This window comes from Streptomyces sp. NPDC127119 (genome assembly GCF_042677425.1).
In the GTDB taxonomy this organism is placed as follows: Bacteria; Actinomycetota; Actinomycetes; order Streptomycetales; family Streptomycetaceae; genus Streptomyces.
Genome location: NZ_JBHXTO010000047.1, coordinates 1 through 16,382 on the forward strand (window position 1 = coordinate 1; position 16,382 = coordinate 16,382).

General features: G+C 70.6%; 10 protein-coding genes and 1 pseudogene. 3 read left to right on the plus strand and 8 right to left on the minus strand.

Going from position 1 to position 16,382, the window contains the following annotated elements:
- Both ACFVH5_RS21090 and ACFVH5_RS21095 read right to left on the minus strand, forming a co-directional pair.
- A partial coding sequence (locus ACFVH5_RS21090) for an alpha-1,4-glucan--maltose-1-phosphate maltosyltransferase (RefSeq protein WP_385835163.1) occupies positions 1–2,009 on the minus strand: 2,009 nt, incomplete at its 3' end.
- 68 nt (positions 2,010–2,077) lie between these two features.
- Complete coding sequence (locus ACFVH5_RS21095; protein WP_385835198.1) at positions 2,078–2,368, minus strand: DUF5133 domain-containing protein; 291 nt, start codon at positions 2,366–2,368, stop codon at positions 2,078–2,080.
- A 310-nt stretch (positions 2,369–2,678) separates the two neighbouring features.
- On the opposite strand from ACFVH5_RS21095, the gene ACFVH5_RS21100 reads away from it, so the two are divergent.
- Positions 2,679–3,191, plus strand: coding sequence for a pep a2 (locus ACFVH5_RS21100; RefSeq protein WP_385835164.1), 513 nt, complete (start codon positions 2,679–2,681; stop codon positions 3,189–3,191).
- A 143-nt stretch (positions 3,192–3,334) separates the two neighbouring features.
- On the opposite strand, the gene ACFVH5_RS21105 is transcribed toward ACFVH5_RS21100, so the two are convergent.
- The 5 genes and pseudogenes from ACFVH5_RS21105 to ACFVH5_RS21125 all read right to left on the minus strand — a co-directional run bounded on the left by ACFVH5_RS21105 (position 3,335) and on the right by ACFVH5_RS21125 (position 12,306).
- Positions 3,335–6,358 carry a glycosyl hydrolase gene (locus tag ACFVH5_RS21105; RefSeq protein WP_385835165.1) on the minus strand — a complete coding sequence of 1,008 codons (3,024 nt, stop codon included), beginning with the start codon at positions 6,356–6,358 and terminating at the stop codon, positions 3,335–3,337.
- Positions 6,359–6,534: 176 nt separating this feature from the next.
- Complete coding sequence (locus ACFVH5_RS21110) at positions 6,535–7,131, minus strand: hypothetical protein (RefSeq protein WP_385835166.1); 597 nt, start codon at positions 7,129–7,131, stop codon at positions 6,535–6,537.
- 61 nt (positions 7,132–7,192) lie between these two features.
- Positions 7,193–9,106 (minus strand): AMP-dependent synthetase/ligase, encoded by a 1,914-nt coding sequence (locus ACFVH5_RS21115; protein ID WP_385835167.1) that lies wholly within the window; start codon positions 9,104–9,106, stop codon positions 7,193–7,195.
- A gap of 129 nt (positions 9,107–9,235) precedes the next feature.
- Positions 9,236–10,066, minus strand: a pseudogene (locus tag ACFVH5_RS21120) (ThuA domain-containing protein); the annotation flags it as partial.
- Between the two features lie 44 nt (positions 10,067–10,110).
- Positions 10,111–12,306 carry an RICIN domain-containing protein gene (locus ACFVH5_RS21125; RefSeq protein WP_385835168.1) on the minus strand — a complete coding sequence of 732 codons (2,196 nt, stop codon included), beginning with the start codon at positions 12,304–12,306 and terminating at the stop codon, positions 10,111–10,113.
- Between the two features lie 361 nt (positions 12,307–12,667).
- Between ACFVH5_RS21125 and ACFVH5_RS21130 the strand changes: the two genes are divergently transcribed.
- Positions 12,668–13,510, plus strand: a complete 843-nt coding sequence (locus tag ACFVH5_RS21130; protein WP_385835169.1) for an alpha/beta fold hydrolase — start codon at positions 12,668–12,670, stop codon at positions 13,508–13,510.
- Positions 13,511–13,562: 52 nt separating this feature from the next.
- Here the strand turns inward: ACFVH5_RS21130 and ACFVH5_RS21135 are convergent, their stop codons facing one another.
- Positions 13,563–14,372, minus strand: a complete 810-nt coding sequence (locus ACFVH5_RS21135; protein ID WP_385835170.1) for an NPP1 family protein — start codon at positions 14,370–14,372, stop codon at positions 13,563–13,565.
- A 172-nt stretch (positions 14,373–14,544) separates the two neighbouring features.
- On the opposite strand from ACFVH5_RS21135, the gene ACFVH5_RS21140 reads away from it, so the two are divergent.
- Positions 14,545–16,341, plus strand: a complete 1,797-nt coding sequence (locus tag ACFVH5_RS21140; protein ID WP_385835171.1) for a glycosyltransferase family 39 protein — start codon at positions 14,545–14,547, stop codon at positions 16,339–16,341.
- Positions 16,342–16,382: the final 41 nt, after the last annotated feature.

Sequence of the window (16,382 nt, forward strand, 5' to 3'; positions counted from 1 at the left end):
AGGACGGTCAGTACGTGCGCGGCCCGGTGGCCGGGCGTGAGGCGTACGTAGTTGGTCCTGCCCCAGGGGTAGATCTCGCCGGTCAGCTCGTCGCGGACCGGAAGTGAGGCGTGCCAGTCGAGGCCGAGTCGTGGCATGTCCAACGAGATGGTGGCTTCCTGGGTGTGGTGGGGGTCGAGGTTCACGACCACCAGAACCGTGTCCGTGCCGTCGCGCTTGCTGTACGCGATCACGGCGTCGTTGTCGGCCTGGTGGAAGTGGACGTTCCGGAGCCGGCGCAGCGCGGGGTGCTCCCGCCGGATCCTGTTCAGCGAACCGATGAGCGGTGCGAGGGACGTGCCCGCCCGCTCGGCGGATTCCCAGTCCCGCGGTCGCAGCTGGTATTTCTCCGAGTCGAGATAGTCCTCGGTACCGGCTCGCGCCGCGGTGTTCTCGCACAGCTCGTATCCCGCGTACATCCCCCAGGTGGGCGAGAGCGTCGCCGCCAGCACGGCCCGGATCTCGAAAGCGGGCCGGCCGCCGTGCTGAAGGAACTCCGGGAGGATGTCGGGGGTGTTGACGAAGAAGTTGGGCCTCATGTACGCGGCGGCGTCACCGGAGAGTTCGGTGAGGTATTCGGTCAGTTCCTCTTTGGTGTTGCGCCACGTGAAATAGGTATAGGACTGCTGGAAACCGATCGCGCCGAGCGTGTGCATCATCGCCGGGCGGGTGAACGCCTCGGCCAGGAAGATCACATCGGGATCGGTGCGATTGATCTCCCCGATCACCTCTTCCCAGAACATGACCGGCTTCGTATGCGGATTGTCCACGCGGAAGATCCGTACGCCGTGGCTCATCCAGAACCGCAGAATGCCGAGGGTCTCCTCGACGAGGCCCGGCATGTCCTCGTCGAAGGCGATCGGATAGATGTCCTGGTACTTCTTCGGCGGGTTCTCCGCATAGGCGATCGTGCCGTCCGCCCGGTGCTGGAACCATTCCGGGTGCTTCTCCACCCACGGGTGGTCGGGGGAGCACTGGAGCGCGAAGTCCAGGGCGACTTCGAGCTGAAGGGCGGTCGCGGCGCGTACGAAAGCGTCGAAGTCGTCGATCGTGCCGAGGTCGGGGTGGATGGCGTCGTGCCCGCCCTCCGGCGAGCCGATCGCCCACGGGACGCCGACATCCTGGCGATTCGCCGAGAGGTTGTTGTTGGGGCCCTTGCGGAAGGTCGTACCGATGGGGTGGATCGGCGGCAGATAGACGACGTCGAAACCCATGCCGGCGATCGCGGGCAGCCGCTCGGCCGCCGTTCTGAACGTACCGCTGACCGGCGGTTTCCCGGGCTCGATGATCGCGCCCTCCGAGCGCGGGAAGAACTCGTACCAGGAGCCGAACAGCGCCCGCTCCCGTTCCACCAACAGGGGGAGCGGGGCCGACCGCGTGATCCGCTCCCGCAGGGGGTGCCCGGCGAGTGCCGTGTCCACGTCCGGGGTCAGGGCGGCGGCGAGACGGGCGGACGGCGGCCGGGCATCGTCGCGAAGGGCGTCCGCGGCGGCCAGGACCGCCGCTCGGCCGGCGTCACGCGGCACCCCGGAGGCGGCCCGCTCGTAGACCTCGGCCCCCTCCTCCAGGACCAGGCCCACGTCGATGCCGGCCGGGATCTTTATGCGCGCCGACCGGCGCCAGGCGGAGACCGGGTCCGACCACGCCTCCACCCAGTAGGTCCACTCGCCCACCGCCGTGGGCGTGACGTCGGCACCCCAGCGGTCCGTACCGGGGGCCAGTTCCCGCAGCGGAGTCCACGGGCCGGTGCGCCCGTCGGGGCCGCACAGCACGACGTTCGCGGCGACCACGTCATGGCCCTCGCCGAACAGGGTGGCGCTGACCTGGAAGGTCTCGCCCACCACCGCCTTCGCGGGGCGGTTGCCGCGGTCGACGGCCGGACGGACGTCGACGACGGGGACGCGGCCGATCTGAACGACGGTCGTGCGGCCGATCGGGGGGACGTGGCCGCCGGCCGGGTTCTCGGTCATGTGATTCATCTCCGTCGTCGATGTCCTGGTCCAGGTCCGTGGTCATCCACGGGTCGGAGGGCTCTTTCCTAGGTCGCGGGGCTCACCACGAGCTGGTCGGAACGCCCCGGAAGCGCGCCGATCGGCGGGCTGTGACCGGCCCGTTCGCGGCGCCGCGCCGAAGTGGCCGACAGATAGCGCTCGGCCGCGTGCACCGCCTCACGTGCGCAGCGTTTGCCCATGAGGACGCAGAGCGTGTAGCCCGTGTCCTCGAAATTGCCTCGCGCGCCGTGGTCGGCGGGGGCCGCGAGCATCATGCGTTCCCAGGCCCGGTACAGCTCCAGCAGCCTGGCGACCTCGTCCTTGGCAGGCAGCAGCATCGCACTGGTCACCTTCCATTCCCTCGGATGCGCACGGTTCGCCCGGATGTGCGTGATGGCCGTGCACGCGGAGGCGCCGACCGACTGCGGCGGCCGACACCTTCACTCATGGTGCACGTGCGGACACACAACGTCCTGTTGTCGCTTCAACGACATTGGGCCGTCGCTCGGGTTGCACGAATGGAGTACCGCTCGCACTCTGGGAATGACTCAGAAGCGATCACTGCTCACGCTCTGCATTCGGAGCTTCGGCCCGCCGGGGTGAGGAGGAGGGAGAGCTTCGCCGGTTGCCGGTGAGGAGCCAACGACGATGAAGACCGTAGTCCCCTGCTACTACCACCTCGACGTGGAGGTCAGTCCGGAGCGGGTCGATCAGGTCGGGCGCATTCTGGCCGCCCACCTCCGGTACTGGAACCTGGAGAACCTCGTCGAGCCCGTCTGTCACTGCGCGGAGCTGCTGTTGCGGACGATCGACGCGCACGCGACGGACAAGAACACCACGCTGGAGATGTGGTGGAACGGCCAGCACCTCATCACCGCGATCGCGGACATCGACGGGAAGTCCCACCCGGAGGCCGCGACGCGGGGCTGGCTGGCGCACGTCGCCGCGCTGAGCGACGGCTGGGGGTGCTGTGCCACGGGCAGTGGCGGACGGATCGTCTGGTTCTCCCGCCGGGCCCGTGCCATGGAACGCTCCCCGCTGGTCCCGACCGCACCCGCGCCCAGCCTGCGCGAATCCCGGCGCGCGCCCCGCGAACTGCCGGTACGGGAACTGGCGGCGCCGGCGCCCGAAGGGCCGCTCGTGGGCGCGGCGACGGACTGACGACGACGGAGTGACGAGGGCCGCGTGACGACGACTGTTCGGCCCGTGACCACCCGGGCGGTCGCGGGCCGAACGGTTCGCCGTCCGCAGGGCCCGGCCGACCGGACGCCGCAGGCACGGCGCCCGGTCGGCCCAGGACCCGATCAGGCGATCCGGGCCTCCCCGTACGGGACCAGCCGGACCGGGCCCAGCAGCCCGTACGCCGCCCGGGTCAGACCGCCGTACACCGCGGGGTCGCTGATGCGCAGGCGGTTGGCGAGGGGGGTGGCCACCTCCACCTCGATGGTGTTCGTGCCGCGTTCGAGCAGATCACCGAGGTCCACCACGGGGTGGATCTGATCGACCGGGTCGAGCCGGTGGCCGTTGACCGTCACCCGGCAGGTGTCCGTGACCGCGCCCAGCTCCAGACGCGCGCCGTGTCCGCCGGTCCAACCGCGGCCGAGGGTGAAGGCGGTGCGGTAGCGGCCGATGCCCGAGACATCCGCCAGCTCGGGGATCTGCGACCAGGGCACCAGCGCGTCCAGCGTCACCTCGTGCTCGACGACGGTCGTCCTGGTGGCCGAGGCACCCGGCCGCCAGTCCTGGACGCGCAGGTTCCACGACGTCAGTTCCCTCGGCCCCGGGATGTCCTTCAGCGTGGCGCTGACGGCCCGTCCCTTGGAGAGGGAGGTGCGGTACGTACCCGCGGCCGTGGCACGCACGGTGAGACCGGCGTCGGTGAAGCGCACCTCCTCGGCCTCACTGTCGACGGCGTACGGGCGGGAGCCGTTGCGGTCACCGAAGAGCCCCGGCCTGCCGATCGCCACGATCAGGGTTTCCGCGGGCTGGAGCGTGACCAGTACGGTCACCGCGTCGCCGTCCTCCGTGTAGCGGGCGACGCGCTCCGCCTTCCCGGTCCACGGGTCCAGCAGGTACGGCACCCCCTTGGCCGTGGTGCGGTGCAGGGTGACCTCGTGGTCGATCGCGGCGACCGCGGGCTTGACCGTCTCGGCGTGCTTGCCGTTGCACAGGTAGTAGTAGTCGACCCCGTCGGCCACCCGATGGGCGTTGAGGAGCGTGGAGGCATTTGCGTACGTGACGTCGGGCCGCACTCCGAGCGCGGTGAGCGCGTCGCCGACGAGGGTCTTGTCGGTGACCGTGCGGACCAGCGGCCGGGCCAGCAACTCCCGTACGACGGAACGCAGTTCGTCGCTCTCGCCGGTGTCCGGGACGCCGGGCGGCACCACCGTGTCCCAGGCGCCGAGCAGCACGATCGGCAGCCCGGCGCGGCTGAACCGCAGCAGGGCGCGCGCGTCGCGCAGGGCGAGCGTCACCGTGGACCCGTAGAAGAAGTCGCCCTCGACGAACAGGGCCTTGTACGCGGGGCCGTCCGGTGCGAGGCGTCCCTTGCGCACGACGGCGGAGGGCAGGTCGAGGAGCGGGCCGCTGAGGAACTGGTGGCTCCAGCCCAGCGTGATGCCCGTCGCGGTGAACCAGGACGCGCCGATGCCGGTGGCCGTGTAGCCGGTCTGCCGGAACACCGCCACGTCCGCCCTGGCCCTGCCGGTCTGCAGCACCTGGTGCACCCGGCCGAGGTAGCCGGAGACGTCCGGGACGTGCTTCCAGGTGGGGTGCCTGGGACCCCAGGACTCGCCGTATCCGGCAACCCCCTTGTACGGGGTGAAGGCCGCGTAGCCCGGCCAGTTGACGCCGGGGAACTCGGCGTAGGAGAAGCCGTGGACGACGGTCTGGTTGACTCCGGCGGCGTAGGCGCCGCCCATGGTGCGCAGGAACTTCTGCCAGGTGGTGCTGTACGCGCCGCCCGCGTAGGCGCCGGCCTCGCACGAGAGCACCGTGTTGCCGGCCATGTCACGGCCACCGGCCAGGCAGCGGTAGTCGTCGAGGTTCTTGAAGCCCAGCGACTCGCCCTCGGGGATGTCGAGGATGGCGGCCGAGGCGATGGCGTCGGTCTGCAACCCGTAAGGCTGGGACCGCAGTTGGAGGCCGAGCGAGTGGGCCCAGGTGCGCAGCGCCGTGACGTGGTGCCTGTTGAAGAGGGTGGAGACCGTCTCCCAGAAGTCGTGCCTGATCTGGCGGGTGACGGCGGCCTCGAAGGCGTACACCTGGTTGCTGTTGTCCAGGACCAGGGCGGGCAGCAGTGGCAGCAGGGAGCGGCCGGTGTGGTCGCGGAACGCGTCGGGCAGGGCCGGTGTCCACTGGAGTCCGTCGGTCTCCAGCTCGATGGAGTCCTCGAAGAGCGCGCCGCCGGACACCTTCAGCAGGCGGCGGACGGACTTCGTGAGGATGTGCTTCTCCCAGAAGTCGGTCACCGCGCGCGTGCCGGCCGCGCTGAAGTGGTCGACGACGTAGGCGGGCGGGTCGGTGTGCGGTCCGGCCTCCGGGGTCTGGCCGGAGCCGCGCACCCAGTACGAGATCACGACCCAGGTGCCGTCGTCGGGCGCGGTCCAGTTCAGGGTGCCGTCGGCGACGGTGGAGGTGAGGTCGCGGACCGAGTCCAGGTCGAGGCCGGTCTCCTTGCGGGTGGAGTTCGCGGTGTTCACCCGGGCCGCCTGCACCAGGAGCAGCCGCTGCGCGGTCACCCCCGACGCGGCCTCGTGCACGGGCTTCGGGACGGGGCCCGAGAACGCGGCGCCCGGGGCCAGGGTGGCCGCTCCGTGGGCCAGTTCCTTGACGGCCGCGTCGCTGTCGGGGGTGATGCCGGGGACGGCGGCGGGCCAGCTGGGCCCGACGGTGAGGTCGACGGTCAGACCGCGCCGGGCGGCCTGGCTCAGCGCGGCCTCGACTCCCGCGACCCAGGCGGCGGTTCCCCAGCCGTGCCGGGCCGTGTCCAGCGAGGAGGTGTCGCTGACGCTGTGGTGGACGGCGGCTATCTCGGCGCCGCCGAAGCCCGCGTCGGCGATCTGGTCGATCTCCCGTCTGATCTCGTCCGGCTGCACCAGGCCGTCGGGCCACCACCAGCGGAACTTCGGGCGCACCGCGCGGCCCGGCTCGGCGAAACGCGGGGCGGAGGAGCCGGTGGCTCCCGCGGTGGCGGCCGAGGTCGCGGCCGAGGCGCTGCCGGGCGCCGCCCAGTCGATGACGCCGGCGGCGGCGGCCGTGGCCGCCGCGGCGGCGAGGACGGTACGGCGGGGGAGCCCCGTCCGGGGAACTGCGGTGTGGTCGTTCATGGTTCTTGTCCACTCTTGGAGGGCAGCACAAAGAAGACCCCTGAGGGGCCAGGGAGAGTTGAATCGTTTTAATCGCTACGACGCTGCGAAAGTAAGTCGCTCGATCAAGAGGCGTCAAGAAGCGCGCACGACACAAATTTCTGCGCGGCCGGGCCGGACAACCCGTCGGAAGCTTGCTACCGGCGGATGTTCTGCACCTCGCCGAAGCCGTCCGTCGGGCTCCAGCGCAGCCGCGTCAGCCACTCGGTGGACGATCGCGTGAACAGCAGGTCCTCGGTGCCGGCCACGGGCGCGGCCTTCTCCCAGCCGTCGAAGTCCTTGGTCGCCCTGGTGTCCCAGGTCGCCGCGTTCCGCGTACCGACCGCGGCGACCGACTCCGTCGGCGGTTCGCCGTCCGCGCAGTACACGCCCCAGTTCGCGATCGCCGTGACCGTGTCGCGGAAGGCCCTGAGCGTGATGCTCCGGCAGGCGTCGCCCTCGGTCGCGTACACCAGCCGGGGCTTGCTCCACGGTCCGCCCGCGGTGTCCTGGTGCTGCTCCATGAGGCCGCGCCCGGCCGCGTAGTACATGCCCAGGCGCCCGCCGTCGGCCCAGGGGACGTCCTCGACGAAGCGGGCGTGCGACGGGGCGGGGGAGGCGCCGCCGGTGTCCCCCGTGCCCTCGCCCCCGCCTCCCCGCTCCGTGCTCCCGCAGGCGGCGGCGCACGTCAGCAGTGCGACCGCAGCGGCCGTCGCCGCCCGGAGCTGCCAGTGGGCACCCTGTACGCGTCGCATGTGTCTCCCCGGGCTCGCCGTGCGGGCAGGGTCCATGGGATCACGACCTGGCGGCACCCGATCACCCGAAGACGTTGTCCGTCTCGTCCCAGCTGAAGGGATCGGTGGTGGGCGCGGGCGGCAGAGCCCGGGGCGTGCGCGACGACGACTGGTACATCGCCTCGATCTCGGCCGCGTACCGCACCGCGATGGCGTCCCTGCGGAGCTTCATCGACGGCGTGAGCAGCCCGTTGGCCAGGTCGAACGCCTCGGGCAGCACCCGGTAGACCCGGATGGACTCCGAGCGCGACACGGTCGAGTTGGCCGCGCCGACGGCGCGGTTGATCTCCTCCCGCAGCGCGTGCTCCTCGCGCAGCTCGCGGTCGTGGACGTCGCCCGGCACCGCGTGCACCGAGCGCCAGTGGGCGAGGTACTCGGGATCGAGGGTGATCAGGGCCCCCACACAGGGCCGGTTGTCACCCACGACGACCGCCTGGTGGACCAGCGGATGGACCCGCAGGCGTTCCTCCAGGGCCGCGGGGGCGACACTCTTGCCGCCGCTCGTGATGACGATGTCCTTCTTGCGGCCGGTGATGCTCAGATAGCCCTCGTTGTCGAGCTGCCCGATGTCCCCGGTGGCCAGCCAGCCGTTGTGGAGCGCGGCCCGGTTGGCCTCCTCGTCGTTGACATAGCCCTGGAACACCGAGGGTCCCCGGACGAGGATCTCCCCGTCGTCGGCCACATGGATCTCCGTGTCGGGCAGCGGCTGTCCCACGGTGCCGAACTTCTCGCGGCCGACGGGCTGGGCCGTGATGCCGCCGCTCGTCTCCGTGAGCCCGTACCCGTCATGGACGAAGATCCCGATCCCCGAGTAGAACAGGGCCAGTTCACGGTTGAGGGGGGAGCCGCCCGAGACGGCCCCGCACACCCTGCCGCCCAGGGCCGCGCGCAGCTTGCGGAACACCGTCTTGTCGTAGACGGCGTGCTGCAGCCGCAGATCGAGGCCGGGTCCGGCGCCCGTGCCCAGCCGCTGCCGCTCGGACGCCGCGGCGAAGTCCTGCGCGGTCCGTACGGCACGCTCGAACAGGGCGCCCTTGCCCGCCGCTTCGGCCTTGCGGAGGAAATTCTTGTACAGCTTCTCGAAGACGTACGGGACGGCGTAGAGATAGGTGGGCCGGAACGACAGCAGGGCCTCGGCCAGGGTCTCCGCACGCAGGTCGGGCTCGTGGCCCATCAGGATGCCGCCGCGCATGCACAGCCCCTGGATCATGAGGCCGTACACGTGGGAGAAGGGCAGGAAGGCCAGCACGGCGGGCTGCTGCCCGGGCGGCGCCGCGGTGTGTCCCCAGCCGGCCAGCAGGGTGTCGCACGGGCTCGCCAGGCTGCTGTGGCTCAGCGCGCAGCCCTTGGGGTGTCCCGTCGTGCCCGAGGTGTACGCGATGACGGCCGTCGAGTCGGGCAGCACGATCCTGCGCATCGACTCGACGGTGGTGACCGGCACCCCCAGACCCGCCTCGGCCAGGTCCGCCAGCGCCCCGGCGTCGAGCTGCCAGACGTGCCGCAGGGCCGGCAGCGTGGCGCACACCGAGCCGACCGTCATGATGCCCTGCTCGTCCTCCACCACCACGGCGACGCAGCCCGCGTCCCGGAGGATCCACGCGACCTGCTCGTGCGAGGAGGTCGGATAGATCGGGACGATCTCGGCGCCCACCGTCCACAGGGCGTAGCTGAGCACCGTCCACTCGTAGCGGGTGCGTGCCATGACGGCCACACGGTGGCCCGGGAAGATCCCGGCCGCGATGAAGCCCCGTGCCACGTCCAGCACCTGGTCCCGCAGCTCGATCGCGGTGACCTGCGACCAGGCTGCGGGAGAGGTGTCGGAGCGGCGTGCCAGTTGCGGCAGGAAGGGATCGCGTTCGGCTGTCTCGAAGAGACTGTCCGCGAGCCCGCCCTGCATCAGGGGCGAGGTCTGTCTGGATACTTCCAAGGGGTGCATGTGCCGCTCCAGAATCTCCTCAGAGCGCCCCTCCGATGGAGTCCGGAATCGAGGGCGTTCGAAATCTAGCCCACGACGGCGGGAGTTGGGTCACGAACGGACGATCGACCTGTCCTGATCTCGTTGCGCTGCGCCACCGAGCCACTTCAGTCCGTCGAGCAGAAAACGGTTCTGGGAGGCGCTGGCGAAGGTCGACGACAGCGGGGTGTTCGTCGCGTAGTCCATCGCGTTGTGACCGACGTTCGCGTAGAGCATCCGGTACTTCGTGTTGGTCCACAGAACCGGGTAGTAACCGCTGTACCAGGTCTGGTTCGGATCAGTGCCCACCGGGAAGCTGCTCTGGTCGATGGAGGCCAGGATCCTGATGTCCGGATTGCGCCGTAGGTCGTTCGACCAGCTGTACCACTCGTTGACGGACGACGCGAAGGTGGCGGGCAGGTTGCCGGTGGAGGGATGGGTGCGGTCCTCCACCCGCAGAGTGGCCGACGTCGGCCCCCAGGTGTTCGACTTGAAATTGCCGCTGCCGAGGAACTGCTGGTGGTACCAGGGCCATTGCTGCGCCTCGGTCGTGAAGGCGGAGACGTGGAAGCCCAGCCAGCCGCCGCCCGCGCGCATGTACCGCTCGAAGCCGGACCGCTGGGCGGCGCTCTGCGGCAGATCGTCGAGGAAGAGGACGACCTGGTACGCGTCGACGCCCCCGTTGGACAGCAGGTTCCAGTTGGTGCTCGCCGTGTAGGTGAACCCGTTCTCGGCGGCGCGGGCGGGGAACCACTGGTTGGCCTCGCGGGTGAAGCTGATGTGCGCGGCGTCCCACGTACCGCTGTAGAGGGCGAGCACCTTGAAGGGTGCCGCCTTCGGGGCCGCGTGGGCGGGCGGCGCCGCCAGTCCCAGCAGGGTCGCCAGCAGGACGAGCACCTGCAGGGCGATGCGGACCGGCCCGGACGTTCTGATGCCGTTCATGATGTGCCCCTTCCTGTACGTCGACTCGTTGTGGATGTGAGCCGTCACGGGTGGCTGACGAGGTTGGCGACGTTGGTCGCGGAGTTGGACGGCCCGCCGCGGTCGTTGACGACGTGGCGGATCGTGCCGGTGCCGCCGAGCGAGACCGTCACCATGCTGCGGAAGCGCACGTTCGCCGCGTTCGGTGCCTCGATGGCGTGTTCGGCGGTGACGGCCGGGTTCACGTTGAAGTAGCAGTAGCTGCCGAAGCCGTACACCTGGTGGCTGGTCACCGAGTTGGCGACCTTGTAGGCGGCGTAGCCCTGCGTGGAGCCGTTCATCCAGGCCGCCTGGTTGGGCGGGTCGTAGGGCATCTCGTTCTGGTAGAAGTACGTGCGCCCGCCGTTGCCGTTCCAGATGGTCTGGTGCTTCTGGTAGTGCTCGACGAACAGGCCGTACATGGTGACGTCGTCGCCGTTGACCACGAGCCCGGTGTCGGCGGTGTTGGTGTTCCAGCCGACGCCGTTGCCGTGGTCGGCGCGCCAGATCCACAGATGGTCGCCGATGACGTCGTCGCTGTTGACCGTGAGACTGGTGGTGGCCTTGCCGACGGCCGCGCCGCCGACCCGGAAGAACACGTCGTGCAGGGAGCTGGGGTTGGCAGCGTGGTCGGCGGACGAGCCGCCCGGGCCCATCTCCAGGAGCTGCGCCGAGTTGGTGGTCCCCGCGTCGAAGAGGATCCCGGCGAGCTTGATGCCGTCCACGTCCGCGACCGTCATCGCGGTCACGCCGTTGTCCGGGATGAACGTGGCGAGGCCGAGGCCCAGTACGACGGTGTCGGGGCGGGTCACCTTCAGGGTCTGGTTCAGGTGGTAGACGCCCGGGGTGACCAGCAGGTTCTTGCCCTGCGCGAGGGCGTCGTTGAGCTGCGCCGCGGTCGCGCCGGGCTTCACGACGAAGAAGTCCGACAGGGGCAGCGAGGTGCCCGCCGGGGTGCCGGCCGCCCAGGTGGTGCCGCGCGAGTCGGTGCGCACGGCGGGGACGAAGACCTTGTACGCGCCGGCCGCGTCGACGTAGAGGAAGGGCTTCTCACGGGAGACGGGTGTGCGGTCGACCGTGGTGTACGGGGGACTGGGGAAGGAGTTCGCGGGGGCGTTCTGCGCGCCGACGAAGACCATGTTCCAGTTCGAGCCCGTCCAGCTCGACCAGTCGGTGTTCCGCGACAGCCACTGCTGCTGCGATCCCGACCTGACCTGACCGTCGATCTTCGTGTCGGCCATGAAGCCGCCGCTCGACCAGCCGCCGTCGTCGAGCTGGAGGTTGCCGCGCAGATGCATCCGGCGGTACGGGGCCGCCTGCGAGACGGCCCAGCGGTCGGTGCCGGAGGCCGGTGTCACGGACAGGTTCTCCGCCGAACGCCAGAAGTTCTGGGTGGCGTTGCCCTGGAACCAGTCGGCCTCGGCGTGCACCGCGCCCCGGATGTTGACGTCGTCGGGGGAGAGGCCCAGACCCGCGACCTGGGTGTAGAAGCCGACGTTGGCGTCCGCGTCGTAGGTGCCCGGCTTGAAGAGGAAGGCCTTGCGGGCCGTGCCGAACTGGTTGGTCTCCTGCTGGGCGAAGGCCGCGTTCAGGCTGTTCTGGACTGTGGCGGCCGGGGTGGACGGGTCGAACACGGTGACGTTCGGGCCCAGGTCCGGTGTGCCGGGCGGCTGTTGGGCGTCCACGGCGTCGACGCGGAAGGACTGGGCCGCGGAGCCGTTGCAGGTCCACTGCTGGAGCTGGACGCCGTCGGCGGTCGACGCGCTCGGCACGTCGAGGCACTTGCCGCTGTTCCGGTTCACGAAGTGATAGGTCGTCCCGCCGGCGTCCGCGACGGGCTGCCACTGCTGGTTCGTCCCGCCGCCGTACGTCCACAGCTGCACGGCCGCGCCGTCGGCGACCGAGACGTCGGCCACGTCCCAGGTCTTGGTGGCGTCGGCGCGGTTGTCGACCCGTACCCGCCCGTCGGAGGTGTCGCGCAGCTGCCACTGCTGGGCCTGGCTGCTGTTGCACGCGTACTGCTGGACGGCGGTGCCGTCGGCCGTTCCGGCGCCCCGGGCGTCGACGCACTTGCCGCTGCCCGCGTTGACGACGGTGGCCCAGCCGGTGGGGAGGGCCGCGGCGGCCTGCTCGGCCCGCGGCGCGGGCGGGGCCGCCGCCACGGCGCCCGCCGCCGACGCCACCAGGGCGAGAGTGGTGAGCAGGGTGGGTATCCGGGACATCCGGGGTATCCGGCGGCCCGGTGATCTCGGCGATCCGACCGGTGATCCTGTCGATCCGAACACGGATTCTCCTGTGCGTGGGGGGTGGGGGGTGAGAAGACGACGTACATGAATGTGTTCACGGACATGAACGATGAGCGCATTCGTGGAATCTCGGCGATCGGTGAACCTAAAGGTCTGAACCAAGCGCGTCAAGATGTGAAGCAAAGACGGCCGACAATCGCCCGGACTCCGCAAGGAATTGAAGGCGGCCCGGTCTCTGGAGGGGCGGTCCGCGGTACCCGTCAGTACGATGAAGGAGATCGTCGCGCCGCCCCGGGGTCGGTGTGCGAGGGGGCCGACCGACGTCAGGAGGGCCGCCGTGAGCACGATCGCGGTGAAGGCCGCCCAGCTGAGGAGCGGACTCGTCCTCCCGTACGCGGAGGCGGGGTACCCGGAGGGCGCCCCCGTCGTCTTCGTGCACGGCCTCGCGGACTCCTGGTGGGCGTTCGAGCCGCTGCTCAGACAGCTCCCCGCCGCCCTGCACGGATACGCCCCCACCCAGCGCGGCCACGGCGACGCCGAACGGCCCCTCGACGGCTACGGCCCGGAGGACTTCGCGGGGGACCTGGTGGAATTCCTCGACGCGGCGGGCATCCGCCGGGCCGTCCTGGTCGGCGCGTCGAGCGGCGGTGTGGCCGCGCGGCTGGTCGCGGGCAGTCATCCCGACCGGGTGGCGGGTCTGGTGCTGGCGGGCGTCCCGGCCGTCCTCGCCGACAAGCCTGCCGCCGTCGCGCTGGGGGAGCAGGTCAAAAGCCTGGTCGACCCCGTGCCGCGTGCCTTCGTCGACGAACTGCTCGCCGGTCTCACGGCCCGCCCGCTCGGGCGCGGACTCCTCGCGACGATCGCCGAGGAGAATCTGAAGGTGCCCGCGCGGGTGTGGCAGGAGACCCTGCGCGGCCTGCTGGAGACGGACCTGGCGGCCACCCTGAAGGGAATCCTCGTCCCCACGCTCGTGCTCTGGGGCGACGCCGACGGCATCCTGCCGCGCTCCGACCAGCAGCGGATCCTCGACACACTCTTCGACGCCAGGCTCGTCGTGTACGAGGGCGCGGGGCATGCCCTGTACTGGGAGGAGCCCGAACGGCTCGTCCAGGACGTCGCCGCCTTCGCCGCGGAGGTGCTGCCCGGCCGTCCCGACGGCCGGACAGCACCTCGTACCTGACGTGCGATCAGCACCTGTTCAGGTGCCGGCGCTGCTCAGGTCCTGACGCCGGTCACGCGTTGGGGTCGAACGCGATCCCCGACGGCTTCGCCGACGAGAGATGCGAGTTGAACGTGCTGTCCTTGATGCCGAGCGTCGCACTCCCGAAGTTGTACGAGGTCAGCGTGTCGCGCAGGCTGCCCGGGTAGCCGTTCCAGCCGACCAGCGGGGGCCGCTGCCAGGTCCCCTTGTGGTTCTCCGGCGGCTCGTCGCCCGCGGTCGCGGCACGGAAGCAGTGCGTGCTGATCCCGTCCTTGTGATAGACGACCTTGGCGTGCGTCCCGTCCCAGCGGATCGCCGAGCGGTTGTGGACCGTGAACGAGCCGTGGTTGGACGTCGAGACGTACTGCGCCTCGTTGTTCTGCACCCAGACCACGACGTGCTCCCAGTCGTGCCGGTGTCCGCCGAGCCCGCTGCCGGCCACCGCCTGGTCCTTCTCGAAGTAGGACCCGTAGACGATCGCGCACCAGCCGTTGTTGCACTTGGAGCGCGAGTAGGTGTTGACGCTGTCCAGGTCGGACGCGTCACGGCACTGGCCGTTCAGGGCGCCGCTCGGGTTGAGCCCGCCGTTGACCGTCCCGTCGGGGCCGATGGCCGACGTGGCGTAGCAGCCGTCCGTGTCGTAGTCGTAGGTGGGCTGGAACGTCGAGTCCAGCGCGTCCGCGTTGGCGGGCAGCGCGGGGGGCGGCGCCGCCAGGGCGGTGGCCGGGAATACGAGGACCAGAGCCGCGGCGCCCGCCAGTACGCCGAGCGACTTCCGGCCCAGACGCCGGGATCCGCGGAACTTCGATGCCGGTCTGACGTTCACAGGTGTCCTCCTCATCGGCCCCGTGCAGGCCAACGCCCTTTGTGACATGTGCAGTTCAGAGTCGCGGATTTTCACTCGCATGCCAAGAGGCCCCAGAGGTCACAACGGTTACGGAGCGCCCAACAGTTGTCGCTCAACCGGCCCAAGAACGTCACACACGTGGAGGGTTGATGGAAAGCTGTGCCGCATGAGCGCGCCGCAGATCACCCGCCCGGCGGGTGACGGGCACACCGCCCCCCGTCCGCCCGAACCGGCGGCCGAGGGCGAACGGCCAGGCTGCTCCGGTGGGTTGCGGTGGTATGTCGGGCTCGCGCGGCACCGGAGATGGCCGTACGTGCTGGCCGTCGTCGCGCTCCTCGCCCAGATGGCCGTCGCGATGGTCACCACCGCCGTCGAGCAGACCCCCACCATCGACGAACCCGTGTACGTGGCCTCGGCCGAGGTGTACCTCAAGGAACGCAGCTTCCGCTACAACCCCGAACACCCGCCCCTGGGCAAGCTGATCATCGCGTCCGGCCTGGTGTTCACCGACGCGCGGCTCGACCCGGACTTCGTCGGAAGCCAGACGGCACTCGGACGGCACGTCCTGTACGAGTCGGGCAACGACCCCGCCCGCCTGATGCTGTACGCACGCCTTCCGGTGATCGTCCTGACGCTGCTGTTCGGTCTTGTCGTCCTCGCCTTCGCCCGTGACCTCACCGGCCCGCCCGGCGGCCTCGTGGCCCTGGCCCTGTACGCGTTCTCCCCGGACGTCATCGCCAACGGCTCACTGGCCACGCTCGACGTGCCCGCGACCGGGTTCCTGCTCACGGCCCTGTGGCTACTGTGGCGGGCGCGGCGGCGACCGCTCCTGTGCCTCCCGCTCGCCGGGGTGGCCCTGGGCGCGGCGGCGGCCACCAAGATGAGCGTGCTGCCGGTGATCCCGGTCCTGATGCTGCTGGGCGTCCTGTCGTTCCGGCACGCCCACCGGACCCCGGAACCCGGCACGACACCCCGGACCCCCGAACCCGGCGCGCGTCCCCCGCTCCCGGCACTCGACGCCCGCGCCCGGGGCAGGCTCCTCGCGTACGGCGCGGCGGCGGCCGTCGGCATGGCACTGATCGCGGTCGCCGTCGTCTGGGCCACCTATCTCGTCGTCGACCCGCGGATGCGCTGGGCGGCCCCCGACAACGTGCCGGACATCCGCGGAACACGCGGCCGGATCGCGGCCTGGCTGCCGTTCCCCGAGGCCTACCGGGACGGCATGCGCATCCAGTTCGGCTTCGAGTACGACATCTGGCAGGGCTTCCTGTTCGGGCGGCTCTACGAGGGCTCGCTCTGGTACTACCTGCCGGCCGCGCTCCTGGTGAAGACCCCCCTCGGCGCGCTCGCCCTGTGGACCGCCGGCTCGGTCGCGATGCTCGCCGTACGCGCACTGCGCCCGGCCGTTCCCTACGTGCTCGTCCCCGCCGCCGTACTCCTCGCCATCTCCATGCACGGCGCCCGGGATCTCGGCGTGCGCTACGCCGTGTTCATGCCGATGCTCCTGGCGGTCGCCGCCGCCGGAGCGGCGCTCTCGCGGTGGCGACCGGCCCACTGGGCGACGGCGGTGCTGGTCTGCTTCGTGGCGGTCAGCTCGTTGCGCACCTACCCGTACTACCTGCCGTACTCCAACGAGGCGTTCGGCGGACCCTCGAAGACGCATCTGCGGCTGCACGACTCGAACGTCGACTGGGGCCAGGACCTGGGCCGCCTCGCGGACCACCTCGACCGGCACCGCCCCGGTGAGCGGGTGTGGCTGGTCTACAAGGGCGCGGGTGTGCCCTCGTACTACGGCATCGACGCCTCCGATCCGCTCAAGGCCCCCCTCGGTGAGGTGCACGGACTGCTGGTGGTGTCCGACTCCGCGGTGGCGAAGGCGGACGGGCGGCTGGCCGCGCTGCTCGACACCAGTACGCCGGTCGACGAGGTCGGGCACTCGATCACCGTGTTCCGGCGCCGCTGACCCCGGCCGTCACGGACTGTCACGCGGCGGACCGTCACAGG

Bases quoted from the DNA above. Each gene is read 5' to 3' on its own strand.
- ACFVH5_RS21095 (WP_385835198.1), bottom strand. From the start codon at position 2,368: ATGCTGCTGCCTGCCAAGGACGAGGTCGCCAGGCTGCTGGAGCTGTAC.
- ACFVH5_RS21135 (WP_385835170.1), bottom strand. From the start codon at position 14,372: ATGAGGAGGACACCTGTGAACGTCAGACCGGCATCGAAGTTCCGCGGA.
- ACFVH5_RS21115 (WP_385835167.1), bottom strand. From the start codon at position 9,106: ATGCACCCCTTGGAAGTATCCAGACAGACCTCGCCCCTGATGCAGGGC.
- ACFVH5_RS21110 (WP_385835166.1), bottom strand. From the start codon at position 7,131: ATGCGACGCGTACAGGGTGCCCACTGGCAGCTCCGGGCGGCGACGGCC.
- ACFVH5_RS21105 (WP_385835165.1), bottom strand. From the start codon at position 6,358: ATGAACGACCACACCGCAGTTCCCCGGACGGGGCTCCCCCGCCGTACC.
- ACFVH5_RS21125 (WP_385835168.1), bottom strand. From the start codon at position 12,306: ATGTCCCGGATACCCACCCTGCTCACCACTCTCGCCCTGGTGGCGTCG.
- ACFVH5_RS21140 (WP_385835171.1), top strand. From the start codon at position 14,545: ATGAGCGCGCCGCAGATCACCCGCCCGGCGGGTGACGGGCACACCGCC.
- ACFVH5_RS21100 (WP_385835164.1), top strand. From the start codon at position 2,679: ATGAAGACCGTAGTCCCCTGCTACTACCACCTCGACGTGGAGGTCAGT.